The following is a 17,731-nucleotide window of genomic DNA, read 5'->3' as shown; positions in this document are numbered from 1 at the left end:
CCTTTCAGTTCCCGATTGAAAATGAAATAAGCGGAGGAAAACAAACCATTAGGAGGAAAAACAATGTCAGTCATTTCAATGAAACAATTGCTTGAAGCTGGTGTACACTTCGGTCACCAAACACGCCGTTGGAACCCTAAGATGAAGAAATATATCTTCACTGAGCGTAACGGTATCTATATCATCGACCTTCAAAAAACTGTTAAGAAGGTAGAAGAAGCTTACAATTTCGTTAAAGAACTTGCTGGAAACGGCGGTACAATGCTATTCGTTGGTACGAAAAAACAAGCTCAAGACTCTGTTAAAGAAGAAGCAATCCGCTCTGGTATGTACTATGTTAACCAACGCTGGTTAGGTGGTACTTTAACAAACTTCGAAACAATCCAAAAACGTATTCAACGTTTAAAAGATATTGAAAGAATGTCTGAAGATGGAACTTTTGAAGTGCTTCCTAAGAAAGAAGTAGTTCAATTAAAAAAAGAGCAAGAGCGATTAGAAAAATTCTTAGGCGGAATCAAGGATATGAAGACTCTTCCAGATGCTTTATTTATCATTGACCCACGCAAAGAGCGCATTGCTGTTGCAGAAGCACATAAATTAAATATCCCTATCGTAGGTATTGTTGATACAAACTGTGATCCAGATGAAATTGATGTTGTTATCCCTGCAAACGATGATGCTATCCGTGCTGTTAAATTATTAACTGCAAAGATGGCTGATGCGATCCTTGAAGCAAAACAAGGCGAAGAAGTTACTACTGCTTAATATAAGCGATCCTGGTTTATGAAATCAAATCTTATTTATGTTTGAGGGATTAGGCCAAGAATCAAGGCTAACAATAATAAAGGTGATAAGGGAGCACCCTTTATCACCTTTTTTTAAAGAGTTATTGTTTGTAAGTGAAAATATAGGTAAAAATATTAATACATAAAGATTTAAGGAGGATTTTCATAATGGCTATTACTGCACAAATGGTTAAGGAACTTCGTGAAAAAACAGGCGCAGGTATGATGGATTGTAAAAAGGCTCTTCAAGAAACTGATGGTGATATGGAAAAAGCAATTGATTTCCTTCGTGAAAAAGGAATTGCAAAAGCAGCTAAAAAAGGTGACCGTATTGCAGCAGAAGGTCTTACATCTATCAAGGTTGAGGGAAATGATGCTGTTATTCTTGAAGTAAACTCTGAAACAGACTTCGTTGCAAAAAATGAAGGCTTCCAAGTTCTTGTTAAAGAATTAGCTGATCATCTTTTAGCGAAAAAGCCTGCTTCAGTTGAAGAAGCTCTTGCACAAACTATGGATAATGGTGCAACAGTTGAAACTCATATTAATTCTGCTATCGCAAAAATTGGTGAAAAGCTTACACTTCGCCGTTTTGCTGTTAATACAAAAACAGACAGTGATGCATTTGGCGCATACTTGCATATGGGTGGACGCATTGGTGTATTAACTGTAGTTGAAGGTACAACAGATGAAGATGCTGCTAAAGATGTATCTATGCACATTGCAGCATTAAACCCTAAATATGTGTCACGTGACGAAGTTTCAGCAGAAGAAGTAGAGCGTGAGCGCCAAGTATTAACACAGCAAGCTTTAAATGAAGGAAAACCTGAAAATATCGTTGCAAAAATGGTAGAAGGCCGTATAAGCAAATATTTCGAAGATGTTTGTGTAAACGACCAAGCATTTGTTAAAAACCCTGACCAAAAAGTTGGTAAGTTTGTAGAATCAAAAGGCGGAAAAATCCGTGAGTTCGTTCGCTACGAAGTTGGAGAAGGCATCGAAAAGCGTGAAGACAATTTCGCAGAAGAAGTAATGAGCCAGGTTAAAAAATAATAAACTTACTATAATACATCAAGATATGCTTAAATAGGGAACACACTGTGTTCCCTATTTTTCAAAGTGCGTTTACGCATTTCGATTTTTTACATATGGAGGTCTTTATGAGTAACCCAAAATACAAACGCGTCGTTTTAAAATTGAGTGGAGAAGCTTTAGCAGGAGAGCAAGGCTTTGGAATTAACCCTGCCGTCATTAAGTCAGTTGCAGCACAAGTAAGAGATTTAGCTCAATTAGGAGTTGAGGTTGCAGTTGTTGTTGGCGGTGGAAATATATGGCGTGGGAAGATTGGGGAAGAAATGGGAATGGACAGAGCAAATGCCGACTATATGGGCATGCTTGCAACTGTTATGAACTCTTTAGCACTTCAGGATAGCCTTGAGCAGCTAGGAGTTGAGACAAGGGTTCAAACCTCAATTGAGATGAGACAAGTAGCGGAGCCATATATTCGCAGAAGAGCAATTCGCCACCTAGAGAAAAAGCGAGTTGTTATTTTTGCAGCTGGTACAGGCAACCCTTATTTCTCAACAGATACAACTGCCGCTTTACGTGCAGCGGAAATAGAAGCGGAAGTTATCTTAATGGCGAAAAACAATGTTGACGGTGTATACTCTGCTGACCCGCGTATTGATTCGAATGCCAAAAAATATGAAGAATTATCATATTTAGACGTCTTAAAAGAAGGGTTGGCTGTAATGGATTCAACAGCATCTTCTTTATGCATGGACAATGATATTCCATTAATTGTTTTCTCCATTATGGAACAAGGGAATATTAATCGTGCCGTTATGGGTGAAACAATCGGAACAATTGTGAGGGGGAAAAAATAATGGCAAAACAAGTAATTGCGAATGCAAAGGAAAAAATGACAAAAGCAATTCAAGCATATACTCGTGAATTAGCAGCGATCCGTGCAGGGAGAGCCAATGCTTCCTTACTTGATAGGATTACTGTTGATTATTACGGGGCGCCAACGCCAATTAATCAATTAGCAGGCGTTTCTGTTCCTGAAGCACGACTTCTAGTCATTCAGCCTTATGATAAATCAATTCTTGGTGATATTGAAAAAGCCATCCTGAAATCAGATATCGGTTTAAACCCATCAAATGATGGAAATATTATTCGACTATCTATTCCGCAGCTTACAGAGGAGCGCCGAAAAGAGTTGGTTAAACAGGTGAAAAAGGAATCAGAAGAAGCAAAAATTGCTATTCGTAATATTCGTCGTGATGGAAATGATGAATTAAAGAAGCTAGAGAAAAATGGGGAAATCACAGAAGATGATTTACGTGGTTACTCTGACGATATCCAAAAGCTAACAGATGAGCAAATTAGTAAGATCGATTCTATTACAAAGGATAAAGAAAAAGAAGTACTTGAAGTGTAATGGCATAACTACCCTCTATCATTAGGGGGTTTTTTCAATCTTTTAGGTACAAATTACCGTGACAAAAAAATAAATACATATTAAGCATATTCTTAATTTAGTTATCTATACATACCCTTTTATAGAGATAACTTTCATGATTTTTGGTATGATAAAACAATAAAGAAAATGAACTCTATCTTGTCCTTACCAGATGTAATGATCGGCAAGTTTTCTTTTCGGAGGTAAGAAAACCTATCTAAAGGAGCATTTTTATGTTAAATAAAATGAAACAATGGAGAAATCAGAATAGCTCAACAGGACTCCGAGAGAGAATCTTGAAAATTCAAGAGCTTCAGATTCCTTCACATGTAGCGATTATAATGGATGGCAATGGCAGATGGGCAAAGAAAAGAGCGCTTCCTCGTGTAGCGGGACATCATGAAGGAATGAAAGTAGTTCGAAAAACAACTAAATTAGCCAATGAGCTTGGGATAAAAACATTAACACTGTATGCTTTCTCAACTGAAAATTGGAAGAGACCTAAAATGGAAGTTGATTTTTTAATGAAGCTCCCAGAAGAGTTTTTAGGGACATTTCTTCCTGAGCTAGTAGAAGAAAATGTACGAGTGCAAATGATGGGCTATAAAGAAATGCTGCCTACACATACAAGAAATGCGATTGAGAAGGCAATGGAAGATACGAAGGATAATACTGGGCTCATTTTGAATTTTGCTCTTAATTATGGAAGCAGGGCAGAAATTATTGAGGGAATCAAACTTGTCTTAAAAGATTGCAATAGTGGTATAATAAATGAAAGTGAATTAAATGAGGAAATTTTTTCAAACTATTTAATGACAAAAGACTTGAATGACCCTGATTTATTAATCCGAACAAGTGGGGAAATCCGCTTAAGCAATTTTATGCTTTGGCAGCTTGCATACACTGAGTTTTGGTTTACTGATGTTCTATGGCCGGATTTTGGTGAAGAGCATCTTCTTGAAGCGATTGAGGTATTTCAGAACCGTCAGAGGCGGTTTGGCGGAGTTTAATAAAGGTGTGACGACATAGATGAAGCAACGAATCATTTCAGCGATTATATTTGGTGCAATTTTTTTGCCGTTAACGATTTTTGGTGGATTTCCATTCATTATTCTAGCCTATTTATTGGCATCCATTGCACTATATGAAGTATTAAAAATGCGCAAAATTAAGCTCTTTTCTATACCAGGGCTACTTTCTTTATTACTATTATGGGTAATGCTATTACCTAAACAGTTCCAGAATACATTTGAACCACTAAGCTATTCGAAAATTGAATTTGTCCTCCTCGCGGTTTTACTTTTTTTAACGTATACAGTAACAACAAAAAATCAATTTAATTTTGATGATGTTGCTTTTTCAATTCTTGCTGTACTTTATATTGGAATTGGTTTCTATTTCTTTATTGAAACACGTGAATCTGGACTAGTATATATTTTCTATTCCTTATTTATCATATGGGCAACCGACTCTGGAGCCTATTTTATTGGCCGTGCTATTGGGAAAAACAAGCTATGGCCTGAAATTAGCCCCAATAAGACAATTGAAGGTTCAATTGGTGGTGTCGTTTGTGCACTAATAGTGGCAGCGCTCTTTATTCTTTTCTCAGATATTAATGCCTCTTTTCTGCAGCTATCCATCATTACGATAGTCCTGTCTATTTTTGGACAAATTGGTGATTTAGTTGAATCCGCTTTGAAGCGCCATTATGATGTAAAGGATTCTGGTAATATCATGCCGGGGCATGGCGGAATATTAGATCGTTTTGATAGCTTATTATTCGTTTGGCCATTATTGCATTTTATCTATTTAATGTAGTTAGTTCTTTATGCAACAGGAGTTGAGTTTGTTGAAGAATATTAGTTTAATGGGAGCTACTGGTTCAATTGGCACCCAAACGTTAGATATAATCAAGGAGCATCCTGATGAATTTAATCTAGTTGCCATGGCGGTTGGCAGAAATCTTGACTTGACTAGGAAAATCATTCATGAATTTCATCCAGAGCTTGTTTCTGTGTCAGATAGATCATCAGCTCAAATACTAGAAGCGGAATTTCCAAATATCACTTTTACATATGGCAATGACGGGTTATCAGAAGTAGCCGTTTATCATAAAGCAGAAATCCTTGTTAATGCAGTCACTGGCAGTATTGGGTTAACTCCAACTTTGCAAGCTATTAGAGAAAAAAAGACGATTGCCATTGCGAATAAGGAAACGTTAGTAACTGCTGGACACCTTGTCATGGAAGAAGTGAAAAAGAATCAAGTCTCATTATTGCCAGTAGATAGTGAGCATTCTGCTATATTCCAGGCTTTACAAGGTGAAAAGCAGAAAAATATTGATAAGCTGATTTTAACTGCCTCTGGCGGATCTTTTAGGGACCTTACGAGACAAGAGCTAGAAAATGTGACAGTTCATGAAGCTCTCAACCATCCTAATTGGTCCATGGGTGCAAAAATTACAATCGATTCTGCAACGATGATGAATAAAGGGCTAGAGGTCATTGAGGCACATTGGCTTTTTTCAATCAACTATAATGATATTGACGTTTTATTGCATAAAGAAAGCATCATTCACTCTATGATTGAATTTCATGACAGCAGCATTATTGCACAATTAGGAACACCAGATATGAGAGTTCCCATTCAGTATGCACTGACTTATCCAGACAGGCTGCCTCTTCCATCAGCAAAACGGCTGAACTTAGCGGAAATAGGAAAGCTCCATTTTCAGAAAATGGACATGGATCGCTTCCGTTGCTTAAGATATGCGTATGAAGCTGGTAAGGCGGGCGGAACGATGCCTGCTGTCTTAAACGCTGCAAACGAAGTGGCAGTTGCAGCCTTTTTAGAAGGAAAAGCAACCTTCCTGCAAATAGAAGATTTAATTGAAAAGGCTTTGAGTATTCACAAAAACATCGTAAATCCAAGTCTTACTGATATTCAGGAAGTTGATTTGGAAACGAGAAAATATGTAGACTCACTTTTAAGCTAAATAGCTTTTTAACTCAAAAAGATAATACTATGTTATCTTTTTAAAAAAGGTGGTTATATTTTGAGTACAGTTATAGCCTTTATTATCATTTTTGGGGCACTAGTATTTTTTCATGAATTAGGGCATTTTGTATTTGCGAAAAGAGCAGGAATCCTTTGCCGTGAATTCGCTATTGGCTTTGGACCAAAGGTTTTCTCTCATAAAAAAGGAGAAACAACCTATACGATCAGGCTATTACCTATTGGGGGCTTTGTCCGCATGGCTGGAGAAGATCCCGAGATGATCGAAATAAAGCCAGGATTCAGGATTGGTTTATTATTTAATGAATCAGAACAAGTTAATAAAATTATTTTGAATCAAAAGGAAAAGTACCCAAATGCTAGGGTCATTGAGGTAGAGCATGCAGATATAGAGCATTCTCTAGTCATTAAAGGATATGTTGAAGGGGAAGAGGAAGAAAAGCTACAATCATTTACTATAAGCCCAAGTGCAGTATTAGTAGAGGATGGGGTAGAAACTCTTATTGCTCCTTACGATAGACAATTTGCTTCAAAGACGCTAGGCCAAAGAACTATGGCTATTTTTGCCGGACCGATGATGAACTTTATTCTTGCCTTTGTCGTATTTGTACTTATCGGTCTCCTGCAGGGAATTCCTACAAACGAGCCTGAGCTAGGGAAATTAACTCCTGATGGAGCTGCGGTATCGGCTGGATTAAAAGAAGGGGATATCATTCATAGTATTAACGGAGCAGAAATATCAAGCTGGTCAGATGTTGTTGAGATTATCCGCAAAAATCCGAACAAAGAGCTGCAATTCTCACTTGATCGAAACGGACAAGAAATCAACTTGCCTGTTACTCCGAAGGTTCAAGAAGTAGAAGGAGAAAAAATCGGTATTATCGGCGTTTATAGCCCAATGGGAAAATCGCCTGTTAAAGCCATAACGAATGGGGCTATAGAAACGTATAATTGGACAAAAGAAATCTTTGTCATGCTAGGCAAATTAATTACTGGACAATTTTCTATTGATGCATTATCAGGTCCAGTTGGCATATATGTCTCTACCGACACAGTAGCTAAATCGGGGATATTTTATTTAATGAAATGGGCTGGTATACTGAGCATTAACCTAGGAATCATGAATTTACTTCCAATCCCTGCATTAGATGGCGGAAGATTGATGTTCTTCGCGGTTGAAGCAGTAAGAGGAAAACCAATTGACCGTCATAAAGAAGGAATGGTTCATTTTATCGGGTTTGCATTATTAATGCTATTAATGCTAGTTGTTACTTGGAACGACATTCAAAGATTTTTCTTATAAAATATAGCCATTTTAGGGTCATATTCTTTTTGAGTGAAAAAGAGGACGATAATCCACCGCTTTTTTCACCCAATAGAATTGACCCTTTTTTTTATAAGGTTGAAGGTAAATAAAGATCGTTTAAAAGGCAGTCACATGATAGAAGGTTCATGTTATAATAGACATCGTCTGTATATGTGAAATTGAAAATTAATAGATGGGAGAGAGATCAATGGAAGCCCTAGGCAATAAAGAGAGATTCCAACTCTTGCTCCAGCAGCTGCAATTAACCGAGGATTCAATAGTGCAGCATTTTCAGCATGCTCAAATAAAAAAAGTGGTAATTGGGAAGAGAGAAAAGAAGTGGCATTTTTATTTTGAATTTGAGCAAATTTTACCATTTAATATCTTTAGCCTTTTTTCCACTAAGTTGGCAAAGGTATTTTCTCATATTGCAAATACATCATTTACCATTGAAGTTAAGAATAATCATATTGATGAACAATTGGTGCAGGGGTACTGGAAATATTGTATGGAGGAAATGGAAGGCATGGCTCCTCCATTAATTAAGTTATTAAATGAACAGATTCCTTCTGTGCATGGGAACAAGTTAATAATAAGTGTAAGAAACGATACGGAAGGATTATCTATTAAAAGGAAATACTCTGAGATAATATCGGGTGTTTATGAAACACTTGGCTTTCCGAAATTAACGATCGAAACTGAAATTTCCTCCGAAGCCGCAAATGAAGAATATAAGAAATTTATAGAGGCTAAACAGAGAGAGGACCAAGAACGCGGCATTCAGGCAATGTTAGAAATGCAGAAGAAAGAAGCTGAAGAGGGAGCTAATAATGCTTCCACAGTTCAAGGCCCACTGACAATTGGATTAACGATTAAAGATGATGCCGATTTCAGAAAGCTTATTGATATTGTCGATGAAGAACGCCGTGTTGCCATAGAGGGGTATGTGTTTTCTGCAGAAACAAGGGAACTCCGTAGCGGCAGAACACTATTAACCTTTAAAATTACGGATTACACAAGCTCCATAATAGTCAAAATGTTTTCACGGGACAAGGAAGATGCTGCGTTGTATCAGCATGTTCAAAAGGGTATGTGGCTAAAAGTGAGAGGCAGTATTCAAACTGATACCTTTGTTCGTGATCTTGTTATGATTGGAAATGATATTAACGAAATTAAACCGATCCAAAGACAGGATACAGCACCCGAAAATGAAAAACGAGTAGAATTGCATCTTCATACCCCGATGAGTCAAATGGATGCTGTAACATCTGTCAGCACCCTTATTAGCCAGGCGAAGAAATGGGGCCATAAGGCAATAGCTGTAACGGATCATGCAGTCGTACAGTCTTTCCCCGAGGCTTTTGGTGCAGGTAAGAAAAATGATATAAAAATATTATATGGTGTAGAAGTTAACTTAGTGGACGATGGGGTTCCTATTGCTTATAACAGTGCAAAAAGAAGGCTGACTGAAGATACGTATGTAGTATTTGACGTTGAAACGACTGGTTTATCTGCTGTTTATGATACGATTATTGAGCTTGCAGCAGTTAAGATTCATAACGGGGAAATTATCGATCGCTTTGAGTCCTTTGCGAATCCGCATCACCCACTTTCTGCTACGACCATTAATTTAACTGGAATCACGGATGACCTTGTTGAAAATGCACCTGAAGTTGATGAAGTGCTTCAAAGATTTTACGAGTGGTCGGGCGATGCGATTTTAGTAGCTCATAATGCATCTTTTGACATGGGGTTCTTAAATGTAGGTTATAAGAAAATTGGTTTAGGCAAAGCAGCAAACCCAGTTATTGACACACTTGAATTGGCCCGTTTCTTATATCCAGAAATGAAAAATCATCGCTTAAATACGCTGGCGAAGAAATTTGATGTTGAGTTAACACAGCATCATAGAGCGATTTATGATGCTGAAGCAACTGGTTATCTATTATTAAAGATGTTAAAGGATGCTGCAGAAAAAGAAATTGAATTTCATGATCAGTTCAATGATCATATGGGTGAGGGAAATGCTTACCAGCGTGCCAGACCTTATCATTGTACAGTGATGGCACAAACTGAAGCTGGTTTAAAGAATCTATTTAAGCTGGTTTCTATTTCTCATATGAACTATTTCTATCGTGTTCCTCGGATTCCAAGATCAGTGTTGCAGAAATACCGGGAAGGGCTTCTTGTTGGCTCCGGATGTGATAAAGGTGAAGTTTTCCAAGGAATGATGCAGAAGTCTCCTGAAGAAGTTGAAGATATTGCGGCATTCTACGATTATATTGAAGTTCATCCGAAAGCCGTTTATGCACATTTAATTGAACTAGAGCTAATAAGGAATGAAAAGGCTCTAGAAGAGATCATTGGGAATATTGTTCAATTAGGTGATAAACTAGGTCTTCCTGTTGTCGGAACAGGAAATGTCCATTATTTAAATCCTATTGATAAAATTTACCGTAAGATCCTGATCAGCTCTCAAGGGGGAGCAAATCCATTAAATCGTCATAAGCTTCCAGATGTACATTTTAGAACAACGAATGAAATGCTTGATGCCTTTTCTTTTCTAGGGCGTGAAAAGGCAAAGGAAATTGTCGTAGATAATACAAATAAAATGGCCGATATGATAGATGTTATTAAACCAATTAAGGATGATCTGTATACGCCTAAAATTGAAGGCGCAGATGATGAAATGCGGAATATGAGCTATGAAATGGCAAGAAGAATCTATGGAGATAATTTGCCTGAAATAGTAGAAGCTCGTCTTGAAAAAGAATTAAAAAGTATAATTGGGCATGGATTCGCTGTTATTTATTTGATCTCTCATAAATTAGTAAAAAAATCATTAGATGATGGTTATTTAGTTGGTTCACGTGGATCTGTTGGTTCATCCTTTGTTGCAACGATGACAGAGATAACAGAAGTTAATCCGCTTCCTCCACATTATGTCTGTCCAGAGTGCAAGCAATCTGAATTCTTTAATGATGGTTCAGTAGGTTCAGGCTATGACCTGCCAGATAAGGATTGTCCAAACTGCGGTGCTTCCTATATAAAGGATGGACAAGATATCCCGTTTGAAACCTTCCTTGGTTTCAAAGGAGACAAGGTTCCGGATATTGACTTAAACTTCTCAGGTGAGTATCAGCCGCGTGCCCATAACTACACGAAGGTACTGTTCGGAGAAGACTATGTATACCGGGCGGGTACGATTGGAACAGTTGCCGATAAGACAGCATTCGGATATGTAAAAGCCTATCAGCAGGATCATAACCTCCAATTAAGAGGTGCAGAGGTTGAACGCCTTGCCTCTGGATGCACCGGTGTAAAAAGAACAACAGGTCAGCATCCAGGAGGAATTATCGTTGTTCCTGATTATATGGATATTTATGATTTTTCACCGATCCAATTTCCGGCTGATGATAAAAATTCTGAATGGAAGACAACTCATTTCGATTTCCATTCGATCCATGATAATTTGCTTAAACTTGATATTCTTGGGCACGATGATCCTACAGTTATTCGTATGCTTCAAGATTTAAGCGGGATTGACCCTAAAACCATTCCTACCGATGACCCAGAAGTAATGAAAATCTTTAGCGGTACAGAATCGCTTGGTGTAACAGAAGAACAAATTATGTGTAAAACAGGTACACTTGGCATTCCAGAGTTTGGAACAAGATTTGTTCGTCAAATGCTTGAAGATACAAAACCGACAACCTTTTCCGAGCTCGTCCAGATATCTGGACTTTCACATGGTACCGATGTTTGGCTAGGGAACGCTCAGGAACTCATTCATAATAAAACTTGTACACTAAGTGAAGTAATTGGCTGTCGTGATGATATTATGGTGTATTTAATTTATCAAGGACTCGAACCAGCATTTGCCTTTAAAATCATGGAGTCCGTTCGTAAAGGTAAAGGGTTAACAGATGAAATGGAAGAGGAAATGAGGAAGAATCAAGTACCTGAATGGTATATTGACTCTTGTAAAAAGATAAAATATATGTTCCCTAAAGCCCATGCTTCTGCTTATGTTTTAATGGCCGTAAGGATTGCTTATTTTAAAGTTCATCATCCTCTTTTGTATTATGCAGCATACTTTACGGTTCGTGCTGAAGATTTTGATGTAGATGCCATGGTTAAAGGATCGCAATCCATCCGTGCTTTAATTGAAGAAATAAATGCTAAAGGCCTTGATGCCTCCACAAAGGAAAAGAACCTATTAACGGTGATGGAGTTGGCTCTTGAAATGTCTGAACGTGGCTTTAGCTTCCAAAAGGTTGATTTATACCGCTCAAGTGCTAACGAATTTATTATCGATGGAAACACATTAATACCTCCATTTAATTCGATACCTGGATTGGGGACAAATGCAGCCCTTAATATTGTAAAAGCTAGGGAAGTGGGGGAGTTTCTGTCTAAAGAAGACCTTCAGCAGCGGGGGAAATTATCCAAAACAATCATTGAGTATTTGGACAACCATGGATGTCTGGAATCACTTCCAGAACAAAATCAGCTTTCACTATTTTAATGCTCAGCCTATTAAAATTTTATGTTAAAAAGGGGTCAATCCCTTGACATGGTAGCTATTCCATTTGCATTAAAAATTTGGTTATGGTATAGTTTTTATGGAAATACTATTAATAACTCTCGTTAAAGAAGAGTGGGGCAACCCACTCTTTCGTGTTGTATACGTTATTTTTAGTTAACACATTTATCCATTTGAATCGAATTTCACTTGAAGCAATGAATCGTGTAAAGGAGGGATATTATGAGCAAGGTGACTGATACGGTTGGACAATTAGTCACACCCATTTTAGATGAGCTTAATTTAGAATTAGTTGAAATTGAATACGTTAAGGAAGGAAGAGATTGGTTCCTCCGCGTATTTATTGATAAGGAAAATGGTGTCGATATTGAGGAATGCGGGTTAGTCAGTGAAAAATTAAGTGAAAAGCTTGATGAGATCGATCCTATTCCCTATAACTATTTCTTAGAGGTTTCATCACCTGGAGCTGAGCGCCCTCTTAAAAATGAAAAGGACTTTCAAAAAGCAGTTGGCAAAAATGTTTTTATTAAAACATATGAGCCAATTGATGGTGATAAAACGTTCGAAGGAATTTTGACTCATTTTGATGGTCACATAGTAACAGTCGAAATCAAAATTAAAACAAGAAAGAAAAGTATTGATATTCCGTATGAAAAAGTAGCGAATGCACGCTTAGCTGTTGTTTTTTCATAAAGTCAATTAGCGCTTGCGCTTTTCTATTAAAGGGGGAAGAAGTCTCATGAGCAGCGAATTGTTGGATGCTCTCACATTACTTGAAAAAGAAAAAGGCATTTCACGTGATGTCATTATTGATGCAATTGAAGCAGCGCTAGTATCTGCATATCGCAGAAACTTCAATCAAGCACAAAATGTTCGGATTGATTTAAATCTTGGAAACGGAACGATGAGAGTTTTTGCTCGAAAAGAAGTAGTTGAAGAGGTTTTTGACCCAAGACTAGAAATTTCCGTTGAAGATGCACAAAGAATGAATCCTAATTATCAAGTGGAAGATATTGTGGAGCTAGAGGTTACTCCTAAGGACTTCGGCCGAATTGCGGCGCAAACAGCAAAGCAGGTTGTTACGCAGCGTGTTCGTGAAGCGGAAAGAGGAATTATTTACTCTGAATTTATTGACCGTGAAGAAGATATTATGACAGGGATTGTGCAGCGTCAGGATTCCAAATTTATTTATGTCAGTCTTGGAAAGATCGAAGCGATTCTTCCAACAAATGAGCAAATGCCGAACGAGCAGTATAAACCTCATGACAGAATAAAGGTTTTCATAACAAAGGTTGAAAAGACTACAAAAGGACCACAAATTTTTGTTTCCAGAACTCATCCAGGTCTTTTGAAAAGATTGTTTGAAATAGAAGTTCCAGAAATTTACGATGGAACAGTTGAAATTAAGTCTGTAGCCAGGGAAGCGGGAGACCGTTCGAAAATTTCCGTTCATTCTGATAACGAGGAAGTCGATCCTGTTGGTTCTTGTGTAGGACCAAAAGGCACCCGTGTTCAAGCGGTCGTGAATGAGTTAAAAGGTGAAAAGATTGATATTGTAAAGTGGTCAGCTGATCCGATTGTTTTCGTTGCTAATGCGTTAAGTCCATCTAAAGTACTTGATGTCATCGTAAATGAAAATGATAAAGCTACAACCGTTATAGTTCCAGACTATCAGCTGTCACTCGCAATTGGAAAACGCGGGCAAAACGCGAGACTGGCTGCAAAGCTGACAGGATGGAAAATTGATATTAAATCTGAGTCTGAAGCACGAGAAACAGGCATGTACCCAAGAGAAGAAACACTTTTGACATATGATAGCACTGAGCTTGAAGACGATGAAAATTTTGATTTTCAGGAAGATATGGATTAATAGGGGTGAATGAATGTGAACAACCGTAAAAAAGTTCCTCTGCGTAAATGTGTCGCAACCGGTGAAATGAGACCGAAAAAAGAACTCGTTCGCATCGTTCGCTCTAAAGAAGGGGAAGTATCAGTTGATCCGACTGGAAAAAAATCCGGTCGCGGCGCCTACCTTTCTAAAGAAGAAGAGGCAGTAAAACTTGCAAAAAAGAAAAATGTTTTAGCAAGCCATTTAGATGTTTCAATAGATGATTCTATATATGAAGAGCTATTAGAGCTCATAGAGAAGGAGAAACGACTATCCAAATGAATGCAAATCAATGGATGTCATTGCTTGGCTTAGCGAATCGGGCACGGAAAATTACTTCGGGTGAAGAGCTTACTATCAAAGAAATAAGAAACGGTAAAGCGAAGCTCATATTGCTATCTGCGGACGCTTCTGTTAACACGACAAAAAAAGTAACTGACAAATGTAAATCCTATCAAATTCCATATAGGCTTGTCGAAAACCGGGAAATCCTTGGTCAGGCTATTGGAAAAGATGCTCGGGTTGTTGTGGCAGTGCTTGATGATGGATTTGCAAAAAAACTGAAGTCGTTGCTCGATTAATTCCAGCGGGGGTGAAAGTATGAGTAAAATGCGCGTTTACGAATATGCAAAAAAGCAAAACGTATCAAGTAAAGACGTGATTACAAAATTAAAAGACATGAATATCGAGGTCTCAAACCATATGACAACAATTGAAGCTTCTGCCGTACAAAAATTGGACGGAATATACGGTAAGAAGGAAGACAAACAGCCAGAAAAGCAAAATCAGCAAAAGACAAATCCAGTTCAGACTAAACCAAAAGCTCCGGCTGCTAATCGTAATGAGCAGTCGGAAGTAAACAAAGGTAAAAATAAACCTATGCAAAAACAAACTGAAGTTAGAAAGCCAAACAGCGAGAATAATCAAAAAGACAATAAGCCTTTTAACAAGAACAAGAATAAAAATAATAACAATAACAATCAAAATAGAAATAAAAACAATAATAAAGGGAAAAGCAACCATCAAGTACAAGTCCCTCCTGCTCCTAAAAAAGTAAAGGAACTTCCAGCAAAAATTACTTTTAGTGATTCATTAACTGTTGCTGAGCTTGCAAAAAAGCTTCATCGTGAACCTTCAGAAATCATTAAAAAATTATTTATGCTTGGTGTTATGGCTACAATTAATCAAGCACTAGATAAAGATGCTATTGAATTAATTGCTACTGATTACGGAGTCGAAGTCGAAGAAGAAGTTCATATCGATGTGACTGATTTAGAGGTTTATTTCACAGATGAAGAAGATGCAGAGCTTGTAGAGCGTCCGGCTGTTGTTACGATTATGGGGCACGTTGACCACGGTAAAACAACGACTTTGGATTCTATTAGAAATACAAAAGTTACAGCGGGAGAAGCCGGTGGAATTACTCAGCATATCGGAGCTTATCAAGTTGAAGAAAATGGCAAAAAGATTACGTTTTTAGATACTCCAGGACATGCTGCTTTTACAACAATGCGTGCCCGTGGAGCAAAAATTACCGATATTACCATTCTTGTTGTTGCAGCTGATGATGGTGTTATGCCTCAAACCATTGAAGCAATCAACCATGCGAAAGCCGCAGAAGTACCAATAATTGTAGCTGTTAATAAAATGGATAAGGAATCTGCCAATCCAGACCGCGTTATGCAGGAGTTAACTGAATATGGCTTAGTACCAGAGGCTTGGGGTGGGGATACTATATTTGTTCCTATTTCTGCCCTAAAAGGAGAAGGAATTGACAATCTTCTTGAAATGATCCTTCTTGTAAGCGAAGTAGAAGAATTTAAGGCTACTGCTAATCGCAGTGCTGTAGGAACTGTAATCGAGGCTCAATTAGATAAAGGCCGCGGATCAGTCGCAACTCTGCTCGTTCAAAACGGTACTCTAAAAGTAGGCGATCCGATCGTTGTTGGAAATACTTTTGGCCGTGTCCGTGCAATGGTCAATGATCTTGGCCGCCGTGTTAAACATGCTGGACCATCAACACCAGTAGAAATTACAGGTCTGAATGATGTACCTCAAGCTGGGGATCGCTTTGCTGTACTTGCTGATGAGAAGACAGCTCGCCAAATTGGAGAGTCTCGTGCTCAGCAAGCCCTTCAAGCACAGCGAAGTGAAAAGACAAAAATTAGCTTGGATAACTTGTTTGAACATATGAAACAAGGCGAAATGAAGGAATTAAATGTTGTTGTTAAGGCAGATGTTCAAGGTACTGCAGAAGCACTTACAACAGCCTTGCAAAAGATTGATGTTGAAGGTGTAAATGTTCGTATACTTCACACTGGAGCAGGAGCTATTAATGAATCAGATATTACTCTTGCTGCAGCATTTAATGCATTTGTTGTCGGATTTAATGTACGCCCTGATAATAACGCTAAGCGTGCTGCGGAAGCTGAAGGTGTAGATATTCGCCTGCATCGAGTTATTTACAAAGTAATTGAAGAAATCGAATTGGCTATGAAAGGGATGCTTGATCCAGAATTTGAAGAAAAAATTATTGGCCAGGCAGAAGTTCGCCAAACTTTTAAAGTATCAAAGGTTGGAACAATTGCAGGTTCCTATGTAACCGATGGAAAAATTACTCGAGATAGTGGAGTACGTTTAATCCGTGATGGCATTGTTATTTTTGAAGGGGAAGTAGATGCACTTAAGCGCTTCAAAGATGATGCTAAAGAGGTTAGCCAAGGATATGAATGTGGGATTACGATTAGAAACTTTAACGATGTTAAAGAAGGCGATGTCATTGAAGCCTTCGTTATGCAGGAAATTGAGCGAAAATGATCATTGGGCTAGCAGCTTGTGAATGTATCATTTATGATTCACATTCATTAAAAGAAAAACGAGCTGTATTGCAAAGAATTCTTACCCGTTTGAAACAAAAATATAATGTATCTGTCTCAGAGGTCGATTATCAAGATGTATGGCAGCGGACAAAAATAGCCATTGTTGCCGTATCATCCTCTCGAGTTTCAACGGAGCAAGAATTACAAAATGCCCTTAAATTAATTGATTCGTTTCCTGAAATTGAACGAACAATTACTGATGTCGAGTGGATTTAACTTTATTCAGTATTTATTTTCCACTTCTATTGGTGGGCGATGAATGCAGATTGGGAAACTATTCAGAAGGGGTTCAATACTTTCTGAATAAAGTTAAGCCTCCGGCGGATGCCTCAGATTTTTTTAAGGAATTTATCGGGCACTGCCCGATAAAAATCTGGGCGCAAATCCGCCAAGGAGGATTTGATTAGAGGTGAATAAATTATGAGCCTTCGAGCAAATAAAGTTGGAGAACAAATGAAGAAGGAGCTTGGCGAAATTATCGGCCGTAAAATTAAAGATCCGCGTGTCGGCTTTGTTACGGTAACCGATGTCCAAGTAACCGGAGATCTTCAGCAAGCAACCGTATTTATTTCTGTTCTTGGCGATGAGGAACAAAGGGAAAATACGCTTAAAGGCCTTGCAAAAGCAAAAGGATTTATCCGTTCGGAGATTGGGCAGCGTATCCGCTTGCGTAAAACTCCAGAAATTTTCTTTGAATTTGATGAATCAATTGATTATGGTAATCGGATTGAAACATTACTCCATCAAATTCATGATGAGGATCGTTCCAAGGAAAAAGAAGATTAATGATAGAAATGGATGTGGATAGACATTTGTCTATCCATTTTTTTCGAATTTAGAAAGGAGGATCA

At 38.0% G+C, this 17,731-nt stretch carries 16 protein-coding genes; all 16 read left to right on the top strand.

All coding sequences use genetic code 11. The features are described 5' to 3' along the window. The first annotated feature begins 63 nt into the window (after positions 1–63). Positions 64–765, top strand: coding sequence for a 30S ribosomal protein S2 (gene rpsB / locus V7122_RS13450; protein WP_335353175.1), 702 nt, complete (start codon positions 64–66; stop codon positions 763–765). Positions 766–953: 188 nt separating this feature from the next. Continuing rightward, positions 954–1,835, top strand: a complete 882-nt coding sequence (gene tsf, locus V7122_RS13445; protein WP_335353174.1) for a translation elongation factor Ts — start codon at positions 954–956, stop codon at positions 1,833–1,835. 107 nt (positions 1,836–1,942) lie between these two features. Beyond that, positions 1,943–2,668: a UMP kinase gene (gene pyrH / locus V7122_RS13440; protein WP_335346555.1), complete on the top strand. Its 726-nt coding sequence runs from the start codon at positions 1,943–1,945 to the stop codon at positions 2,666–2,668. Next, positions 2,668–3,225, top strand: coding sequence for a ribosome recycling factor (gene frr, locus V7122_RS13435; RefSeq protein ID WP_335346556.1), 558 nt, complete (start codon positions 2,668–2,670; stop codon positions 3,223–3,225). Before pyrH ends, frr begins: the two co-directional genes overlap by 1 nt. Before the next feature lie 254 nt (positions 3,226–3,479). Beyond that, entirely contained in the window at positions 3,480–4,256 is a 777-nt protein-coding gene (locus V7122_RS13430; protein WP_335346557.1) for an isoprenyl transferase, read from the top strand. A gap of 19 nt (positions 4,257–4,275) precedes the next feature. Next, on the top strand, positions 4,276–5,064 hold the full coding sequence (locus V7122_RS13425) for a phosphatidate cytidylyltransferase (protein ID WP_335527168.1): 789 nt from the start codon (positions 4,276–4,278) through the stop codon (positions 5,062–5,064). Between the two features lie 31 nt (positions 5,065–5,095). Beyond that, positions 5,096–6,241 carry a 1-deoxy-D-xylulose-5-phosphate reductoisomerase gene (locus tag V7122_RS13420; protein ID WP_335353173.1) on the top strand — a complete coding sequence of 382 codons (1,146 nt, stop codon included), beginning with the start codon at positions 5,096–5,098 and terminating at the stop codon, positions 6,239–6,241. Positions 6,242–6,301: 60 nt separating this feature from the next. Then, positions 6,302–7,564: an RIP metalloprotease RseP gene (gene rseP, locus V7122_RS13415; RefSeq protein WP_335353172.1), complete on the top strand. Its 1,263-nt coding sequence runs from the start codon at positions 6,302–6,304 to the stop codon at positions 7,562–7,564. 211 nt (positions 7,565–7,775) lie between these two features. Then, entirely contained in the window at positions 7,776–12,095 is a 4,320-nt protein-coding gene (locus V7122_RS13410) for a PolC-type DNA polymerase III (protein ID WP_335527165.1), read from the top strand. A gap of 237 nt (positions 12,096–12,332) precedes the next feature. Next, complete coding sequence (gene rimP, locus V7122_RS13405; RefSeq protein WP_335353198.1) at positions 12,333–12,806, top strand: ribosome maturation factor RimP; 474 nt, start codon at positions 12,333–12,335, stop codon at positions 12,804–12,806. 46 nt (positions 12,807–12,852) lie between these two features. Continuing rightward, positions 12,853–13,983: a transcription termination factor NusA gene (gene nusA / locus V7122_RS13400; protein ID WP_335353170.1), complete on the top strand. Its 1,131-nt coding sequence runs from the start codon at positions 12,853–12,855 to the stop codon at positions 13,981–13,983. A 15-nt stretch (positions 13,984–13,998) separates the two neighbouring features. After that, positions 13,999–14,283 carry an RNase P modulator RnpM gene (gene rnpM, locus V7122_RS13395; RefSeq protein WP_335348356.1) on the top strand — a complete coding sequence of 95 codons (285 nt, stop codon included), beginning with the start codon at positions 13,999–14,001 and terminating at the stop codon, positions 14,281–14,283. Next, positions 14,280–14,582, top strand: coding sequence for a YlxQ family RNA-binding protein (locus V7122_RS13390; protein ID WP_315668583.1), 303 nt, complete (start codon positions 14,280–14,282; stop codon positions 14,580–14,582). Before rnpM ends, V7122_RS13390 begins: the two co-directional genes overlap by 4 nt. A 19-nt stretch (positions 14,583–14,601) precedes the next feature. Then, entirely contained in the window at positions 14,602–16,818 is a 2,217-nt protein-coding gene (gene infB / locus V7122_RS13385; RefSeq protein WP_335527162.1) for a translation initiation factor IF-2, read from the top strand. Continuing rightward, positions 16,815–17,096, top strand: coding sequence for a DUF503 domain-containing protein (locus V7122_RS13380; protein ID WP_335348355.1), 282 nt, complete (start codon positions 16,815–16,817; stop codon positions 17,094–17,096). Before infB ends, V7122_RS13380 begins: the two co-directional genes overlap by 4 nt. A 204-nt stretch (positions 17,097–17,300) precedes the next feature. Beyond that, complete coding sequence (gene rbfA, locus V7122_RS13375; protein ID WP_150932364.1) at positions 17,301–17,666, top strand: 30S ribosome-binding factor RbfA; 366 nt, start codon at positions 17,301–17,303, stop codon at positions 17,664–17,666. The last annotated feature ends 65 nt before the right edge of the window (positions 17,667–17,731 follow it).

Source organism: Bacillus sp. JJ1532, assembly GCF_036965085.1.
Taxonomy (GTDB): domain Bacteria; phylum Bacillota; class Bacilli; order Bacillales; family Cytobacillaceae; genus Cytobacillus.
This window is presented reverse-complemented; position numbering and strand designations above follow the sequence as displayed.

What these genes read in the sequence shown, in the direction of transcription:
- frr (WP_335346556.1), top strand. Translation starts at nt 2,668, where the DNA reads ATGGCAAAACAAGTAATTGCGAATGCAAAGGAAAAAATGACAAAAGCA.
- V7122_RS13425 (WP_335527168.1), top strand. Translation starts at nt 4,276, where the DNA reads ATGAAGCAACGAATCATTTCAGCGATTATATTTGGTGCAATTTTTTTG.
- pyrH (WP_335346555.1), top strand. Translation starts at nt 1,943, where the DNA reads ATGAGTAACCCAAAATACAAACGCGTCGTTTTAAAATTGAGTGGAGAA.
- V7122_RS13380 (WP_335348355.1), top strand. Translation starts at nt 16,815, where the DNA reads ATGATCATTGGGCTAGCAGCTTGTGAATGTATCATTTATGATTCACAT.
- rpsB (WP_335353175.1), top strand. Translation starts at nt 64, where the DNA reads ATGTCAGTCATTTCAATGAAACAATTGCTTGAAGCTGGTGTACACTTC.
- V7122_RS13390 (WP_315668583.1), top strand. Translation starts at nt 14,280, where the DNA reads ATGAATGCAAATCAATGGATGTCATTGCTTGGCTTAGCGAATCGGGCA.
- nusA (WP_335353170.1), top strand. Translation starts at nt 12,853, where the DNA reads ATGAGCAGCGAATTGTTGGATGCTCTCACATTACTTGAAAAAGAAAAA.
- V7122_RS13410 (WP_335527165.1), top strand. Translation starts at nt 7,776, where the DNA reads ATGGAAGCCCTAGGCAATAAAGAGAGATTCCAACTCTTGCTCCAGCAG.
- tsf (WP_335353174.1), top strand. Translation starts at nt 954, where the DNA reads ATGGCTATTACTGCACAAATGGTTAAGGAACTTCGTGAAAAAACAGGC.
- rbfA (WP_150932364.1), top strand. Translation starts at nt 17,301, where the DNA reads ATGAGCCTTCGAGCAAATAAAGTTGGAGAACAAATGAAGAAGGAGCTT.
- infB (WP_335527162.1), top strand. Translation starts at nt 14,602, where the DNA reads ATGAGTAAAATGCGCGTTTACGAATATGCAAAAAAGCAAAACGTATCA.
- V7122_RS13430 (WP_335346557.1), top strand. Translation starts at nt 3,480, where the DNA reads ATGTTAAATAAAATGAAACAATGGAGAAATCAGAATAGCTCAACAGGA.